11 protein-coding genes and 1 pseudogene are annotated in these 15730 nt (G+C 53.8%); 4 read left to right on the plus strand and 8 right to left on the minus strand.

The annotated features are described in order from the left end of the window. Positions 1-34: 34 nt before the first annotated feature. From ACR0ER_RS15935 to ACR0ER_RS15950, 4 genes and pseudogenes are all read right to left on the minus strand, one after another. Positions 35-3127 carry an efflux RND transporter permease subunit gene (locus ACR0ER_RS15935; RefSeq protein WP_480769778.1) on the minus strand — a complete coding sequence of 1031 codons (3093 nt, stop codon included), beginning with the start codon at positions 3125-3127 and terminating at the stop codon, positions 35-37. After that, positions 3127-3975, minus strand: a complete 849-nt coding sequence (locus ACR0ER_RS15940) for an efflux RND transporter periplasmic adaptor subunit (protein WP_480769779.1) — start codon at positions 3973-3975, stop codon at positions 3127-3129. The genes ACR0ER_RS15935 and ACR0ER_RS15940 overlap by 1 nt, the downstream gene beginning before the upstream one ends. After that, positions 3924-4223 (minus strand): hypothetical protein, encoded by a 300-nt coding sequence (locus ACR0ER_RS15945; RefSeq protein ID WP_480769780.1) that lies wholly within the window; start codon positions 4221-4223, stop codon positions 3924-3926. Before ACR0ER_RS15945 ends, ACR0ER_RS15940 begins: the two co-directional genes overlap by 52 nt. A gap of 269 nt (positions 4224-4492) precedes the next feature. Beyond that, positions 4493-4642: pseudogene (locus ACR0ER_RS15950) on the minus strand (integrase core domain-containing protein); the annotation flags it as partial. 310 nt (positions 4643-4952) lie between these two features. Between ACR0ER_RS15950 and ACR0ER_RS15955 the strand changes: the two are divergent. Beyond that, positions 4953-5711 carry a PP2C family protein-serine/threonine phosphatase gene (locus ACR0ER_RS15955; RefSeq protein ID WP_480769781.1) on the plus strand — a complete coding sequence of 253 codons (759 nt, stop codon included), beginning with the start codon at positions 4953-4955 and terminating at the stop codon, positions 5709-5711. A 117-nt stretch (positions 5712-5828) separates the two neighbouring features. Here the strand turns inward: ACR0ER_RS15955 and ACR0ER_RS15960 are convergent, their stop codons facing one another. The 3 genes from ACR0ER_RS15960 to ACR0ER_RS15970 all read right to left on the minus strand — a co-directional run bounded on the left by ACR0ER_RS15960 (position 5829) and on the right by ACR0ER_RS15970 (position 11725). Then, positions 5829-10244, minus strand: a complete 4416-nt coding sequence (locus tag ACR0ER_RS15960) for a WD40 repeat domain-containing serine/threonine protein kinase (RefSeq protein WP_480769782.1) — start codon at positions 10242-10244, stop codon at positions 5829-5831. Positions 10245-10259: 15 nt separating this feature from the next. Continuing rightward, positions 10260-10721 (minus strand): hypothetical protein, encoded by a 462-nt coding sequence (locus ACR0ER_RS15965; protein ID WP_480769783.1) that lies wholly within the window; start codon positions 10719-10721, stop codon positions 10260-10262. A gap of 113 nt (positions 10722-10834) precedes the next feature. Continuing rightward, a complete protein-coding gene (locus ACR0ER_RS15970) occupies positions 10835-11725 on the minus strand; it encodes an FHA domain-containing protein (RefSeq protein WP_480769784.1) in 891 nt (296 codons plus the stop codon). A 212-nt stretch (positions 11726-11937) separates the two neighbouring features. Here ACR0ER_RS15970 and ACR0ER_RS15975 point away from each other — a divergent pair, with 212 nt between their 5' ends. The 3 genes from ACR0ER_RS15975 to ACR0ER_RS15985 all read left to right on the plus strand — a co-directional run bounded on the left by ACR0ER_RS15975 (position 11938) and on the right by ACR0ER_RS15985 (position 14548). Next, positions 11938-12246, plus strand: coding sequence for a hypothetical protein (locus ACR0ER_RS15975; RefSeq protein ID WP_480769785.1), 309 nt, complete (start codon positions 11938-11940; stop codon positions 12244-12246). A 21-nt stretch (positions 12247-12267) separates the two neighbouring features. Beyond that, positions 12268-13800 carry a phospholipase D family protein gene (locus tag ACR0ER_RS15980; RefSeq protein ID WP_480769786.1) on the plus strand — a complete coding sequence of 511 codons (1533 nt, stop codon included), beginning with the start codon at positions 12268-12270 and terminating at the stop codon, positions 13798-13800. A 307-nt stretch (positions 13801-14107) separates the two neighbouring features. Then, positions 14108-14548 carry a phasin family protein gene (locus tag ACR0ER_RS15985; protein WP_480769787.1) on the plus strand — a complete coding sequence of 147 codons (441 nt, stop codon included), beginning with the start codon at positions 14108-14110 and terminating at the stop codon, positions 14546-14548. 295 nt (positions 14549-14843) lie between these two features. Here ACR0ER_RS15985 and parA read toward each other — a convergent pair whose 3' ends face one another. After that, complete coding sequence (gene parA / locus ACR0ER_RS15990; protein ID WP_480769788.1) at positions 14844-15482, minus strand: ParA family partition ATPase; 639 nt, start codon at positions 15480-15482, stop codon at positions 14844-14846. Between the last annotated feature and the right edge of the window lie 248 nt (positions 15483-15730).

Here is a 15730-nt window from a genome sequence, read left to right on the forward strand (position 1 = left end):
GTCAACAGGTTCATCCGCGAACTGCACTGCCAAATCAGGCGGCTTTGGTTGAAGGTCGAATACCGTTCAACGTGGCAAACAGAACCGGAACCAGTATCATGGTGAGCATCGTGCCCACCGTCAATCCGCCCATAATCGTAACGGCCAAGCCGACCCAAAACACATCCGGTAACAATGGAATAACCCCCAGAACGGTGGTAGCGGCAGCTAGTACAACTGGGCGAAGCCTTGAGGCACCGGCATTCAAAATTGCGTCGTAGCCTGGCTGGCCCTCGGCCAAATTGTCGTTGATCTGATCAATCAGAACGATGGCGTTCTTTATCATCATACCCGCCAGGCTCATGCCTCCAAGCAACGCTACGAAGCCAAACGGCGTGTTGGTAAGAAGCAAGCTTGGAACGATCCCTATGAGCACAAATGGCACCGTCAGAAAGATGGTCAGCGGTCTGCGGTACGAGTTGAATAGCCCGACCACGATAAGCGCCATGATTGAAAATGCCGGTATCATTCCCGGGATCAATGACGCTTGCGCAGACACCGTATCTTCGTACTCACCGCCCCATTCCATGCTGTAGCCCGGCGGCAGGTCTGCCTCCAAAGTTTCAAAATCGGCCAGAACCGCTGCGCGATAGCTTGGCAAAGTAACACTGTCGATCGGATTGGCTTGAACGGTCAGCGCCCGGCGCCGGTCACGGCGGTTGATCGTGGGGTCTTCTGGGTGAACATTCACGCCACGCACAACCTGCGCCAAGGGAACGGGTTCGACCGAAAAGGGTGACTGCAATTGCAACAGTTCGAAGTTGTCCACCGCCGCCACGTCTTCTGCTCCGGGGCGAACAATGATCGGAAGCAACTCATCCCCCTCGCGGTAAAGGCCGACAGAACGCCCATCAAAGGCGCGTTTTGTCGTGTTCCCGAGGTCTTCATAAGTTATGCCCGTCCATCTGGCACGATCCTGGTCATAGTCAGGAACAGTCTTAAGGACACGGTTACGCCAATCGGTACGCGCCACTTTCGTCCATTGATGCTGATCCAGTATCGCAACGGCTCTGTCGCCAAGTTCGCGTAAAGTCTCGGGATCAGCATCCGCCGGGCCAATGATACGATTTTCAAACGCCCACGTATTGCTGGGACCTACGCCGAACTGGCGTGTGAAGGATGTCGCCTCGGGCATATTGGCTGAAATCCAAAGCGAAATCTCTTTGGTCATTTCCGGAATGTCACGATAATCTTCGACGTTCACGATGACTTGTGCGTAGGACGGGTTTGTTCCTTCCGGATCAACCGGCAAGTAGAAACGCGGCGGGCCAGCCCCGATAAAGCTGGCGATACCTGTCACACGGTCATCCAATTCCACTTGCTCTTCGATGCGCGCGATTGCTTCGGATACGGCTTCGATGCGAGTTCCCTCAGGAGCATAGTAGTCGATCATGTACTTGGTCATGGACGAGGTCGGGAAAAACAGCTGTGTGACTGAACCAAAACCAATCCCGGCAATCACCAGAGCCGCGACGGCTATTCCGATTGTCAGATAGCGAACACGGATCGCAGCGGCCAGAAAGCGGCGGTATACGGCGTAAAAACCGGTGTCGAAGGTTTCACTGGCTCCACCCTTCGGCTCCGGCAGCATGGCAACGCACTGCAAGGGCGTGACCGTCATCGACAGCAGCCAACTGACCAACAGAGCAATGCCAACGACCGAGAAGAGCGTACGACAATACTCTCCAGCGCTCTCAACCGAGGCAAAAATCGGATAAAAGGCCATAACCGCGACGAATGTAGCCCCTAGCAGCGACATCGCGGGACGTGTGGCCGCATCAATCGCGGCTTTTGCGCGATCCATCCCCTGGGACATCCGAACCATTGCGCCATCTGCAACGACGATCGAGTTGTCCACCATCATACCAAGCGCAATGATCAACGCGCCCAAGGACATTCGTTGAAGATCAATGCCCAGCGCGGCCAACGGAATGAAGGTGGTAAGGATCGTCAGGATCAAACCGCTGCCGATAATGATCCCCATCCGAACGCCCATCGCCAGGGTCAGAACAACAAGCACGATGGCCACAGCCTGTCCGAGACTCACAAGGAAACTGCTGACCGCCAGATTCACATCATCGGATTGCCAATGAACCCGTTCGACCTCAATGCCCACTGGCAAAGCCGCAATCAACTCGGAAACTTTTGCATCCACTGCCTGCCCTACGCTGACAACGTTGACGCCGGACTGGAAAGATATCGCCAAACCTATGGAGGGAAGGCTGTTGTAGCGCATCATGGTCGTCGGCGGATCGGCGTAGCCTTCCTTGACCTCAACAATTTCCCCCAACCGTAACAGCTCCGGCCCTCGGCTTTGGCCACTTTGGGCCTGATCCAGACCGCTTGGTCGGACAACCAAATCCGCGATATCGCTCGGGCTGGTAAACGTACCGCTTGGCGCAATGCGCATGCGATAGTCGCCAATGTTCACCCGTCCGGCATCCACAATCGCGTTCTGCGTCTGCAGGGTATTGAGAATAGTCTGAGCCGAAACACCCAGCGCCGCCAAGGCTTCCTCGCGTGTTTCTAAATAGATAACCCGATCACGTTCCCCCCACAGGTCGACTCGCCCAACGCCATCGATCAATGAAAGTTCTCGTTTGAAGTCTTCTGCGAACCCATCAAGTTCCTGAGCAGTGAACCCATCAGAGGTCATCGCCAGCAGAAGACCGAAAACATCGCCGAAATCATCGTTGATCGCGGGTCTGCCTGCGCCGGGGGGCAAGTCGGTCTCCACGTCTCTGACTTTGCGACGCAACGTGTCCCAGATTTGAGGGAGCTCTTCGGACCAATAGTTCGGACGTATTTCAACCTTGATGGTCGACACCCCTGCCCTGCTTTCGCTCGAGATGTAGTCGATTTCCTTGATTTCCTGGAGCTTCAGCTCAATTCGTTCGGTGACCTCCTGTTCGACCTCTTCAGGGCTGGCGCCCGGGTAAGGCGTCGTCACAACCGCCGTTTTGATGGTGAACTCAGGGTCTTCCAATTGCCCAAGGCTGAAGAATGCGGAAACACCTCCCAGCGTTAGCATAACTACAGTGAACCAAACGAATTTGGCGTTGCGGATGGAAAATGCGGCGAGCCCCATTACTCCGCATCCTCAGAAAGAAGCGATACCTTCTGACCCTCTCGCAACGAATTGGCTCCGGCAGTGACAACTACGTCGCCGAACTCCAGGCCTTCGCTGATAGCAACCCCTTGCGACCTAGGTGTGCCAAGCGCAACTTTCCGCGCGGTCACGGTTTCCGATCCCGCATCAAACACCCAGACATGAGGGTCGGTTCCGCCTTCGGGGACGAAAACCGCGCTGGCAGGAACCATGATCGCGTCAAATGGCTCATGCCCTTCCTTGGGCTCACCGCGGACGCGCCCAGCCATGCCCGGAAGAACAAGCGAGCCTTCTGGTTGTTCCATGATCAAAGTGACAGGGAAGGTTCGGGTGGTTGCTGAAGCCTCTGACCCGATTTCGCTAATTTCCGCAGGCAGAACCACGTCACCCAACGCATCAAAGGTAACCGCTATGTTCTCGACATGGGGTATCAGGGCAATGTATCTCTCAGGGATGTCGATCACCACCTCGATGTGCTCAGCATCCAGTATTCGTAGAACCGGGGTCTGCGCAGCGACTTCCTCAAAATCTTCGATGTACTTTGCGACCACACGGCCATCAAAGGGTGCAGCGAGGCTGGTGTAGGTCAAGTCCAACGTTGCTCTGTCCAGTGCGCCCTGCACGGAATTGATCGCCGCCTGCGCTGATGTCTCACCTGCAACAAAGCGATCAAGTGTCGCCTGCGCGGCCACGTCTTTCTCAACCAATGAGCGCTGCCGATCCGTTTGCAGCTTCGCATTTTCGAACGTCGCTTGAGCGCTTTCCAATTCAGCGGTTAGCCGATCAACCTCAGCCTGATAAGGAGCGGGGTCCAGAGCGGCAACCACATCACCGCCTGCGACAAGGTCACCAACCTGCACGCCACACCAACAACATTGCCCGGCACACGAAACGCTAAAGACACCTCGCGTGCGGCCTTGGCAGTGCCAACAAAGTAACGATCATGAAGACTGGAGAGGTCGGAAATCTCGGTTGCCCGCACGGGCCGAATAACCTCTTCGGTGATTTCCTCTTCTTTTTCCCAGCATCCCGTAAGCGACAAAAAGGCAAAAATTCCACATAGCAGCTTCTTCATTTCCCTCTCCTGCGCCGCTTGGTTTCATTTTCACAAATGCAACCAAGTGCAGCTTTAATTGTCGTATTGGCGCTATAAATTTCCCCAATTGTACGCGCATATCGAACAAAGTCAAAAAATTGAATTCGTTCAGAAAATGTTGAAAGAAAACTCTGATTGCTTTTGGATAGTTCTACGTAGTCGGAACTAGTCAGGGCGGGTTTGAAGTACTTCAAACCATCCAGGCTTGAGCCGCCTCATCTTACTGGTCCAATTTGATCGTTAGTGCATTATTTACCGTTGGTCCCTGTTTCTGGGGCTGGCGGGCGGTAGCCTAATGCAATGTTCGGCCGTTTCGTGTTGAAGTGTTTGCTACCTTCTTCGATCAGGACTTGTGCTTCGCGCAGACTGTAGAAGACTTCGCCGTTGAGTACCTGGTCCATGAACCGCAGCCGTCGGCGCCAAAGTTCCAATAAAGCAACCGAAGAAGAGACGGCTCTGGCTGAATGATGGGTCATGTGTTCGGCTTCGGCCAGTGCATCAATACCACCTACGAGATTGTCACAACTTGGCGGGCTGTCGAAAGAGGGAAAGACCTATTGGTTACGCTTGTAAGCTAGCGCTGGAAAAGTTTCTGTTTGAAGACGGCGTCAGTGCTTTAACATCCAAGCTGGACTATCAGTCCGCCCAAGATCGCAGTTAAGTTTCGCGAAGACCAAAATCAGTAGTTTGCATTGAGTTGGAAACAACATGAGAATTTCTGGATCGGCTCTTACGAATATCGGGAAAGCTCGCTCTTCAAATCAAGACTGCATTCTGGTGGGGTCTTGGAAAGAACAGCGATCAATGAATGCACCACATAACTTTGTGTTTACCGACTTTGCAGGCGATGTAGCGCTGATTGCCGATGGTTTGGGCGGGCATCGTGCCGGGGAACGCGCAAGTGATTTGGTCGCAAGTGCGTTTCTTTCAAATACACTGCGATTAGAGAGTAACTTTGACGTGGTCGAGGTCCTGCAAAACGCTAACAAATCCATATACGACTTGGCGGCGGCAAATACGCTGCTTGAGGGAATGGGAACAACTGTAGCTGGACTAGCCTGCCTTCCAGACAAACTAATTTGGTTCAATGTTGGCGACAGCAAGATCTTTCGCTTTCGCGACGAGGTCTTGCACCAATTAAGTGTCGACGACGTCGCCCTTATGACAACGACGACTGGCCTAAGAAAGCCTGCTTTGACTCAATCTCTTGGCGGGGCTCCAAAATTCCATGACGTCGCCCCCCACGTAGGCGTTGAACCAGTAACCGACGGCTGGAAATACTTAATCTGCAGTGATGGTCTTACTGACGTGGTTTCAATTCCCGCTATTGAACAGGTTTTGTCGCTATCAGATGAAATGGCCGTGCAACGATTGCTCGATGCGGCCCTTGCGCAGGGAGCTCCCGACAATGTCTCAGTCATTCTGCTGTCGGTGAATGCACTATCGGTGGCGCCGCTTCATAACTGATCAGACATTAAGGTGCAGAACCGTAGCATCATCCGGATACCGAGTTCCGATGTGGGGTATGAAATTGCTCAAGTATGCTATGACACAAAGACTTGCCGACCTGATAACTCTGACCATTTACTGAATCGCACTACAACTGGTCGTCGGTTCTTCGCTACCCAGATACTGGTTTCTTCTCTCTTTATCGAAAGCTGGGCTGCCTAATGAGCAGGCTTTTTCCAAATCCAAACTGTCCCAAATTCGAGTTACCCCGTCTTCACCTGTTGTCGCAAAGGACTGCCCATCGGGCGCAAGTGCAATTCGCCAACTCGGACCGGCGTGCACCTTCTGAACAGGCATGAGCCGCCGGTTTACGGCCGTATCCCACCAATGCAACTCTCCGGATCGGTCGGTTGCGACCAAGGTGGCCTCGTCTGCCAAAAATGCGATATCCGTGGCGCCTCCCTTAAGACCGCCGTAGGAGGCAAGCTCTTCGCCGCTTTCCAAATCCCAGACTTTTACCACCTCGTCACTGGAGGCGGACGCAATTCTTGAACTGTCGGTGGAAAATGCGACGCTCCAAAGCGTGTTGTCATCAGCCTCTATTACTCTTTCCAAACGGTTTTCCGCTATATTCCAGACATAAATTCGCCCGTCAGAGGACGCTGCACCGAGCCTGGTTTCATCCGGGGACACGGTCACTCGGTTTATGTCCGTGCCGGGCAATCCGATAGTCTGAACGACACTCGTGTTTGACGCGTCGATTTGATAAACCCCATCTCCCGTGGCAACAAAAAACAGCTTTGAGGCAGTTGGCGCGATGTTCCAGACAGGCGCCTGACCCAAGTCAAATTGATCTTCAATTTGCTTGGTGTTCGTGTCCCAAATCCGGATATTGCCATCCCGATCGCCGGTAACAAGATTTCGACCATCCTGCGAATACGCAACGGCCCAAACCTGATTGCGATGTCCCCTCAACAACAACGGCTTCATAGCCGAACCCACATCCCAGATCCAAATGTTACCTTCGCTGTCGCCAACTGCGACTTCGTTTCCATCCGGGCCGTAAGCGACCCCAAGGGCTTTTACCCCATCTTCAAAAGCAAGTGTTTCGCCATTGCTTGGTTCAGAAGCGATCTGCCACAGGCGGACTTGCTGATCCCGGCCAAGAGTTGCCAGGATGGGAACCTGTGTGGCACTTTCGATGTCCACGATACTCTGGCCGTGCGCTTGCACGATGCCCCCAACAGGCAACATGTTGGAATCTTCCAAAAGAAGCGTTCCGCTCGCAGTTGCGCCCACCAGAATGTTCTCTGGGCTGGCAAACGCCGCAGCAACAACAGCTTCTGCGTTGGTAAAACGTTCAACGATTGGAACGCCCGCAGGGAAACCTATCGTCGTAACTTTTCCATTTGTGTGAGACACCGCAAAAACGCTGCCATCACTGCTGAAAGAAATATGGTCAGGATCGGGACCCAGTGGACCACCCGGAATCGGCGGAAAAGCCGAACGTGCATCACTATCCATCCATCCGTAAATGGCTCCGTCAACATTTCCGGCAACCAGACCTTCCAGAACCGGGGAAAACGCAACCCTTTTGAACCCCAGTTGTTCTTCCGCCAAGGGCGAACCAATTTGCATTCCAGTCGAAATATCCCAAAGACGTACGGTACCATCCCCGGTTGCGGAAGCGGCACGTTTTCCAACTGAATCGAAGGCCACGCCGAATGCCACATCATCGCCGGAAAACAGCGTCGTGACCGGACCATACCGAGAGGGACCGACATCCCACAATCGCACATCCCCGTCGGTTGCTGCCGACAGCAGAAAGTTCCCGTCCGGTGAAAATGCCAGATCACGGATTCCTCCGGAATGCCCAACCAGTTCCGCCAGAACACCTTCATCTGTCTTGGTGCTGTAAATCACAATCCGCCCATCGCGCAGCCCGACGGCCACCCTCAGGCCTGCCGCATCAAGATCCATGGTCTGGGCGTCTCCGACCGTCAATGGACTTCCTAACGGGATTAAGCCTGGCTCGGCTAATTTCTGACGCGCCAAAAGCATCGCAGAGCGCGCTTCGGACGTGGAACTGGCTGAGTTGGCCCGCGCGATAGATTCCGCACTGAGTGACAGGGCGAGCAGCGGATCTGATTGGGATAGCCCATTTGCGGCCGCCCCAAGCGCACGCGCAAAACGTTCGTTGGCTTCTGCAGTCGCCGCGACCGCTATCTGTCGGTTACTTTCAGCAAGGTTGGAGGCACGAATGGCCAGGATTGAAGCCCCGGTCGCACCAATGGTCAAAACAGCCAGAGCCCCAGCCGCGATCTGATAAAAAAGCCGCCGCCGCCGTCTGCGCCGGTCTGACGCCGCCAGAGCGCTCTCCCGCGCGTCCCGCGCTTGTATGAGGAACTCCCGCTCGAGTTTGCCCAGTACATTTTCGTTTTCCGCCGACCACTCCTCGGCAGCCAGTAACCGTGTTCCGCGGTACAACAAATCAGGTTCGCGTCTATCGTTTTCCCATTCAGCGGCGTCATGCTGAATACGTTGCCGCATACGCAGGTCGTCCCGGCTATCCTCTATCCAAGAGGTCAATCTTGGCCATGTGCGAAGCAGGGCTTCGTGCGCGATTTGCACGTTGTTTTCATCCACTGTCAGAAGGCGTGCATCCGTCAAAGCTTCGACAACCCTCTGCGTGGTATCGGGCTCAACGTCCTGTTCAACCTCATCTATCGGAAGTAACCTGCGTGTATCCGGTGTCCCCTCTCCGGGTGTCACCAGTCGCAAAAACAACCGCTGTGTGGCTTTTTGCTGCCTGTCATCGAAGCTATTTGAAAAAAGCGTCTCCGCTGTCTGACTTATTGCGCCAGTCACGCCACCTACCTCTCGGTAGCAGTCCAGAGACATCGTCGCACCCTTGCGGCGGATGCAGGTTTCGTACAGCGAATGCGCCACCAAGGGTAGCGATCCAGCTTCCTTGCCAGCTTCATCAACAATTGCGTCTATCAGCGATCTGTCCATGTGCAACCCGGCTGCTCGGGCAGGTTCACTTATTGCGCGACGCAGCTCAGGCCGCGTCATCGGTCCAACCAAAAGTTGGTTTTCCGAAATTCGATCAGCAAGCCAGGGTATCTCGGCACACGAAGCATAAAAATCTGCACGTATTGTGATTACAATTCGTACCCGACTATCTGCGGGGTCGGTCATCGCAGACAGTGCTTCGATGAATTTGTTTCTGCGTTCCCGTGTGACCAGGGTAAAAAGCTCTTCAAACTGGTCTATACAGATCAGCAACTCGCCTTCATTTGCCGTAGCGAGACGTCGCGCCGCACTGGGATAAGCAATAAAATCATCCAACGAGACCTGAGCAGTGAGATTTGAATTGTCCCCGATGAGGTGAAAGTACAGATCCGTCATTGGATCCCGGCCGGGGGTGAAAACACACACACGCCAACTGTCACTTCCGGGAATTGCATTCGCAGCTAAAGCGGGAAGCAGCCCCGCGCGAAGAACCGATGACTTGCCGCTTCCAGAAGAGCCCCCCAAAACCAGGATGCGACTTTGTTGAAATCGGCTCACAAGTTCTTCGACCAAGTCTTCGCGACCGAAGAAATATCCGGCATCTTCTGTCTGGAAAGCCACCAACCCTTTGTACGGGCATTCGATGCCACCTTCCGAAATTTGCGTCACAGCCTCGGACGCAGCTTCTCTCCGGTCCCGATCCAAGGCATCGTTCATTGCGCTGCGCCAGGATACCATTTCCTGAAACCGGGCCTCAGGATCCATCGCCATCCCGTGCTCAATGCAATCGCGCCACATCTCGGGCAATCCGGGCAAGTGCTCAGCGACGCGATGAAACGGTGGCGGCGCTCGGCCTGTCAAAACGTGCCACATCAGCGCCGTCGCCGAATAAATGTCGGTCATCGGAGTAACGGGTTGCCCGCTTTCAACCTGTTCCGGCGCCTGATAAAGTGGCGTGCCTGCCATCATGGTCGCCCCAGTGACGCCAATGGCCATGTCTTTTGCGATTCCCAGATCTGCCAGAAACACTCTTTCATCCGGCTCGACCAAAGCAGTGAAAGACTCGTCGGCCTCATTATCTCTCTGGCGTTTGATGCGTTGCAAAAGCACGTTTGCTGGTTTGACATCGCGATGTACAACATTCGCCTCATGGACAGCAGTCAGCCCATCTGCCAGCGCATCAATCAATACGCCCACGCCATCCCGTTGTGCGATAATGGTTGGCTGCAACCGTTTGAGGCGATCCGCTAAAGTGCCCCGGTCGGCATAGTCCATGACGAAATAAGGCCGACCATCTTCCAGCCGCCCTACATCATGAACGGATACAACACGCGGGGACCGAATGCGCCTCAGCAGCCGCGCTTCCTCGAGAAAATGGGTGATGACCTTGTCATTGGAAGCAAGATTTGCGTGAAGAATTTTGAGCGTAACGGGGACTTCAAGTTCCTCATCCCGCGCAAGAACGACGGCCGCAAAGCCGCCACTGGCGATTTCCCTTTCTACGGCATAACGGCCTATAAAAGCAGGGAAACTCACCGCACACCCCTTACTTTAGAGATGCTCTTGCACGTCCACGCAATGATACTTGGTCGCGTCCAGAATGTTGTGATCCCTGTCGGCGGCAGTGACGCACATTGTTGTGGCCCCATCGCGCGCAGAGATTGAGGCAGCCTCCTTGGTCACATAAGTCGGATACTCATCGTGCCGGTGCCAGCGGCCTTGCTCGACATCGAACTCGCTCTGAGCATTCCGGCCAACCTGCTCAACATTGTAGCTTTCCCCCCACCATGCATGGAAATGGTTCTTGGATACATCCGGTGTAAAGTTCGACTCGTAGGTGATTGAAAGTTCATCACCATTTTTTTCGACTGACACTATTCGCACTTCGCATCCATCCACCGGACAGGCGTTGGGCATCGCTGATTGCGCTACGGCTTCTGCAACGAAAAACACAGCAGCCGCCCCCAAAGCTAAAGCGCCGTGACACAACTGGCTCGAAGAATTCAATGGCATGCTTCCCTCCTGAACTTCGTTGAAATCCACACTTCACGATGACTTTAGCATGAATCACAAGTTTCCTTCTGAGACTTTTGCCACAGAACTCTGAAATCCAGTTTCTAAAGAAGCTAACGGCGCACGATTTCGAATTCTAAAGGTCGGGCGTCCGCGTGCTGAATAGGAAGGGCAAGTGAAATCAGCCCATTGTCCGCCAACATGACGGCTTCCCGCTTCAGTTGAATTTCTCGTGCGTTTTCAACCTTAACATATGTCCCCGAAGAACTCCGGTCGGTCAGCATGAGCTTACCATTCTTCATGCTAAGAACCGCGTGCAGCCGCGATACCCACGGTTGAGGCATAACAACTTCACAGTCTTTGGACCTGCCGATCTTAATTTCATCACCCTCACGGCAACGCCAGGAACGGTCGTTGTGATAGAGCACGAGTGCAAAATTCTCGTTTTGCCTCTCATGAATCCCATTGCGGCCGGAAAATGTCGGCAGATGCAAAACGGTACTCATCCCGTCTGTGGGAACTTGCAAAGAATATACCTTCACAGGATCACTCACACCTTTCAGGCGAAGCGGGCCAATCGGGGCGAGCAACTGCCTGACATCGGGTTTCAGATTGCTGACAACGGTCTCGCTGACACAAGCCTCACCTGGGTTTGCTGCTGCAGCCAACCTGGCCGTAAGATTTACAGTTTCGCCAAAAATGCCATTCTCCGCAAAAACGACGGGGCCATAATGTACTCCTGCATGCACGGACAACAGCGTGCCATGCGGCTTGTTGATCATCTCTAAAGCGGACTTAACCGCAGCATCCTGATCCATAAAATAGCATAGGGCGTCATCGCCCTTTTGCCCGACCGGGACGCCTCCGAACGAAGTCGCCACTTCTCTCAGGCGGTCAATTTCGGATTGTATCAACCTCTGCGCCTGATCGTCCCTCATTGACTCATAAAACGGAGTGCTATCCGAAATATCAGCAATTATTGTGGTGGCGGGCTTTGTTTCCACAGTGTTTTTTGCAACCTACTTCCTAGAGAGAACACGTTGAAAGTCATCTATCTTCTCAATCAGGGTAAAATGTCGTTGCTGCAAAAATCAACCTAGCTGGAACTCACTAGCGTGTGCAGTCAACAAAGCCAATCCAGCCTCAAGCAGGGCTACCTGACCCGCAGAATTGACCGCAGCCTGCAATGTGAATGCCTGTTGAATGAAACTGACGTGTGCCCCTTGGTCTCAAGCTGTCGATGCTTCGGTCACAGGTCAAAGATCGGCTCGTTCGCACCCTGTTGAATTCTCAGATCTTATTTGAAGCCACCAAACCTTATGGTCACGATCCCACGCTGTTCGGATTTGGTGTAGATTTTTACGAACACGTGTCGCGCAGCCCGGATCAAGCCTTCAGCAAGGACAGTTTCCCGATGGGAAGTTTCGTCTGGAAAAGCTTCGCGAAAGCAACACTGTCTGACGAAACACGTCGGCGGGTGCTTGAACAAACTTGCAATCGTACCCCCAAGCGTAGTCACCTGTGAGATAACCGTTGGAGCAAGCTGATGAAACCATGGGCTATCGTGTTCTGTATTTGCTGCACGCTGGTTCTTGTGGCTTGCGCTCCTAAAGTTCGCATATATGAAAAGACCGTAACTGCTTCTGTACCAGCAGACTCCAATACTGCGCTTGGGCAGGTGTCCAACCGGCTTGGGGATCCCAAAGACGGACGATCAGGTGTCAAGCTAATCAGCGACGGAGAACAGGCTCTGGTTTCAAGGCTGCTTTTGGCGGCCGCAGCAGAGCAGACGATTGACGCTCAATACTATCTTCTGCACAACGACCCAACGGGTCACCTTTTCGCAGCCAGTCTTTTGCAGGCAGCTGATCGGGGCGTGCGTGTCCGCCTGCTGTTGGATGACATGGACACGTCCAGCTATGACGCGATGACGGCTGCGCTGGACTATCACGACAATATTGAAATCCGGCTGTTCAATCCCTTTTGGCGGGACCAAAGCCTGCTTGTTGCGGGCCTTACAGACTTCAAGCGCATCAATCGCAGAATGCACAACAAGTCCATGACTGCGGATAACGTGTTTACGATTGTGGGCGGGCGAAATATCGGGGCAGAGTATTTCCTTGCGCGGAAAGAAATGAACTACGCGGATCTGGACGTTCTGGCCGCAGGCCCCGTTGTAAGGGACGTATCGCAAAGCTTTGACGCATACTGGAACAGTGAGTTTGCGGTTCCTGCCCGCGTAGTTGTTGGAGAGCCAGAGGCCTTTAGCCTGAGCGACGCGCGAAACAGGCTCAACGAACTTGTGGAAGAGGCGAAACAAACTCAATACGGCGCAGCCTTAAGAAAATCCGCCAAGGAGAATTTTGCGAACGGCGCTCTCGCTCTGGATTGGGTCCCGGCGACACTATATGCGGATCCACCGTCCAAAGCTGCGGGGTTGGAGAATTCAGACCCGATCCTTGCGTCGCAGCTGCTCCCATATTTCGAAAATGCCGACAGTGAGGTGCATATCGTTTCGGCTTATTTCGTACCACGAAAGAACGGCGTGAGATGGATGACCGAACTGGAAAACCGCGGCGTCGACGTGAAAGTCGTGACAAACTCGCTGGCCTCAAACGACGTCGCACCGGTCTATGCGCATTACGCCAAGAAGCGGCGGGCATTGCTTCGTGGCGGGGTTGAACTTTACGAATTGCGGCCCGACGCGTATCAGGTTCAGCCTCGCGGCATCAACTGGGCTCAGTCCCGTTCCGGCCTGCACTCCAAAGCTTTCGCCGTCGATGACCGGTACCTGTTTGTCGGCTCGTTCAATTGGGACCCGCGTTCGGTCAATATCAATACCGAAATGGGCATTCTAATCGATTCGCCTGCGCTGACAGCGCAAACCTTGGGCGCTTTGGATGAAGCCCTGCCCGCATATACATATCATGTGACATTGGAACCTGCCGGCCAGCTAAAGTGGAGGACGCGGGACCAGGATGGCACAGTCCTTGAATATGACTCCGAGCCCACAGGTTCAGCCTGGGACCATTTAGTAGCAGGTTTTCTGAGTATTTTGCCGATCGGCTCTCAGCTTTAACGTGGCTGTAGTAAGCCGACATTACGTATCGATGAATGCGAAGGCCTTCAGGTGAAAAGCTGGGCGTCTTCCCCGTGTAGACGGATCATTCTAACCAGTTTTTGACATGGGTGATTCGAAACAACCGCCGGCGCGCCCAAAAGCCAAAGCACATTACGCGAAGAAACAAGCCTCTATAAACACGTCGGTTTCTTCCAACCTTCCGTAAGGTAAACTTTTCCACTTGCGTTGCTGCAGTGCAGAGAGCATAGAGTCTCGGTTAGAGACACTGCGGGGTGGGCCCGCGATAAGGTTAGGACGAACGTCAATGGAAAAGATTGAATACTTGTCTGCGATTTTGAAAGATGTAGCAGGGGCATTTCCCTTCAATGCCGCAGCCTTTGAAGACGCGTACAACACATCCGTATCGTTGAATGAGAAACTGTCACGCGTAGCTTTGGAAGCTGCTGAAAAATCGACTGAAATAACCAATCTGTGGGCTAAAGATACCATCGCCAAGCTGACGGAAGTGTCGAAGGCCAAGACCGATCCAGCCGAATACGCGACAGCCTACGCCAACTTTGTTTCAGGCGTTTCAGAAACTGCTGGGGAAAAGATGTTTGCCTTCGCCGAGGTGGCAAAAAAGGCCCAAATGGACACCGTCGAATTGCTGATTGCCGCTGGAAATGGCATCGCCAATGACGCCGCTACTGTTAACAATGTTGCCAGCAAGACGGCCCCGATTGCCGACAAGGCTAAAGCCGCTTAACTCTCGGACAGAGAACTAGAGCCTCTCCGTCTCATTCGACGGGCTGCATAACTTAAGGGCAGATCACCGGATCTGCCCTTTTGGATTCATCAACAACCCTGTCGTAAACTCTGCTAAACGGAAAATTCGCGACGACGCCAAGCAAATTTTGCCGACATTTTTCTTTCCAAAAGTTTAAGCGTCAACAATCGGTGTAGCTTCGGCACCGACGCTTACGGATACAGTTTTCAAAGCGAACCTCTTTTTCACACCGTCGCCTTAACGAGGTGCCAAAACACTGTCGCGCAAAACTGATTTACAATTCCAAAATGGCAGACACTTCATCAGCGAGCGCGCGCACTTCGTCCGATGCGGAACCGTTCCTTTTCGCTTCGACCACACCCAGACCACGACCTAGCGCTTCCGCGTAAACCACTCTGTTTGCAAGCGATGACTGCAACTGCTGCGCCTCAAGCTCGGCCACTGATTTTGCGACTTCCTCGCCAACCCGCGTACCTGCGCGCGTTCGGTTCATGACAATATGCGTTGGTTTTCCAGCCCGGTCTGCAAGGTCCAAGAGGTCGTGGGTCGCCCAGACATCCGCCTGGCTGGCTGAAACAGGTACCAGCACCAGATCAGACTCGCGCAGGACCCATCGGACGTCGCTGTCGGCTTTGGGTGGCGTATCGATCAGGATAACATCGGCCTCAGCACCGACACCTCTGATTGCACGCGAAATCCCGTAGGCTGTTGCTGTTGAGAACCAGAGCTTTTGATTTTCCCCAAGCGCCTCTTCGCGAATATCCAGCCATTTTCCAAGGCTGCCCTGAGGGTCCGTGTCGAATAGCGCGACGCTTTTACCTTCCGCCAAATACGCGACTGCCAAGTTGGACACGAGCGTCGTCTTGCCCGCCCCACCCTTCTGCTGCGCCACACAGATGATCCGACCGCTCATGTGCAAAGCCTCCAAAACCCTTCTGCAGTGCAGCATATCGCTTGGCTAAATGAAAGGCGATAGTGTCATCGCAGGTTAGTTTCTGGAGGAAAGACCTAAGCTTTTAAAGCGCAGGGCAAGCGGCAGCTTTATTTGCAATACAGATGGCAGATTGAACCCCTGTCTAGCCCCCTTGTTCTGGGCCATCTCGGACTAGAGTTTCGGGGACTGGTGGGCGCATGTTGAGGGCCTGATGCGGTCGGGTGTGG

The sequence above is a fragment of the Ruegeria sp. CH8 genome, from assembly GCF_056536985.1.

Excerpts from the sequence above, each read along its gene's own strand:
- ACR0ER_RS15935 (WP_480769778.1), bottom strand. The coding sequence starts at position 3,127 with ATGGGGCTCGCCGCATTTTCCATCCGCAACGCCAAATTCGTTTGGTTC.
- ACR0ER_RS15945 (WP_480769780.1), bottom strand. The coding sequence starts at position 4,223 with ATGAAGAAGCTGCTATGTGGAATTTTTGCCTTTTTGTCGCTTACGGGA.
- ACR0ER_RS15955 (WP_480769781.1), top strand. The coding sequence starts at position 4,953 with ATGAGAATTTCTGGATCGGCTCTTACGAATATCGGGAAAGCTCGCTCT.
- ACR0ER_RS15965 (WP_480769783.1), bottom strand. The coding sequence starts at position 10,721 with ATGCCATTGAATTCTTCGAGCCAGTTGTGTCACGGCGCTTTAGCTTTG.
- ACR0ER_RS15980 (WP_480769786.1), top strand. The coding sequence starts at position 12,268 with ATGAAACCATGGGCTATCGTGTTCTGTATTTGCTGCACGCTGGTTCTT.
- ACR0ER_RS15985 (WP_480769787.1), top strand. The coding sequence starts at position 14,108 with ATGGAAAAGATTGAATACTTGTCTGCGATTTTGAAAGATGTAGCAGGG.
- parA (WP_480769788.1), bottom strand. The coding sequence starts at position 15,482 with ATGAGCGGTCGGATCATCTGTGTGGCGCAGCAGAAGGGTGGGGCGGGC.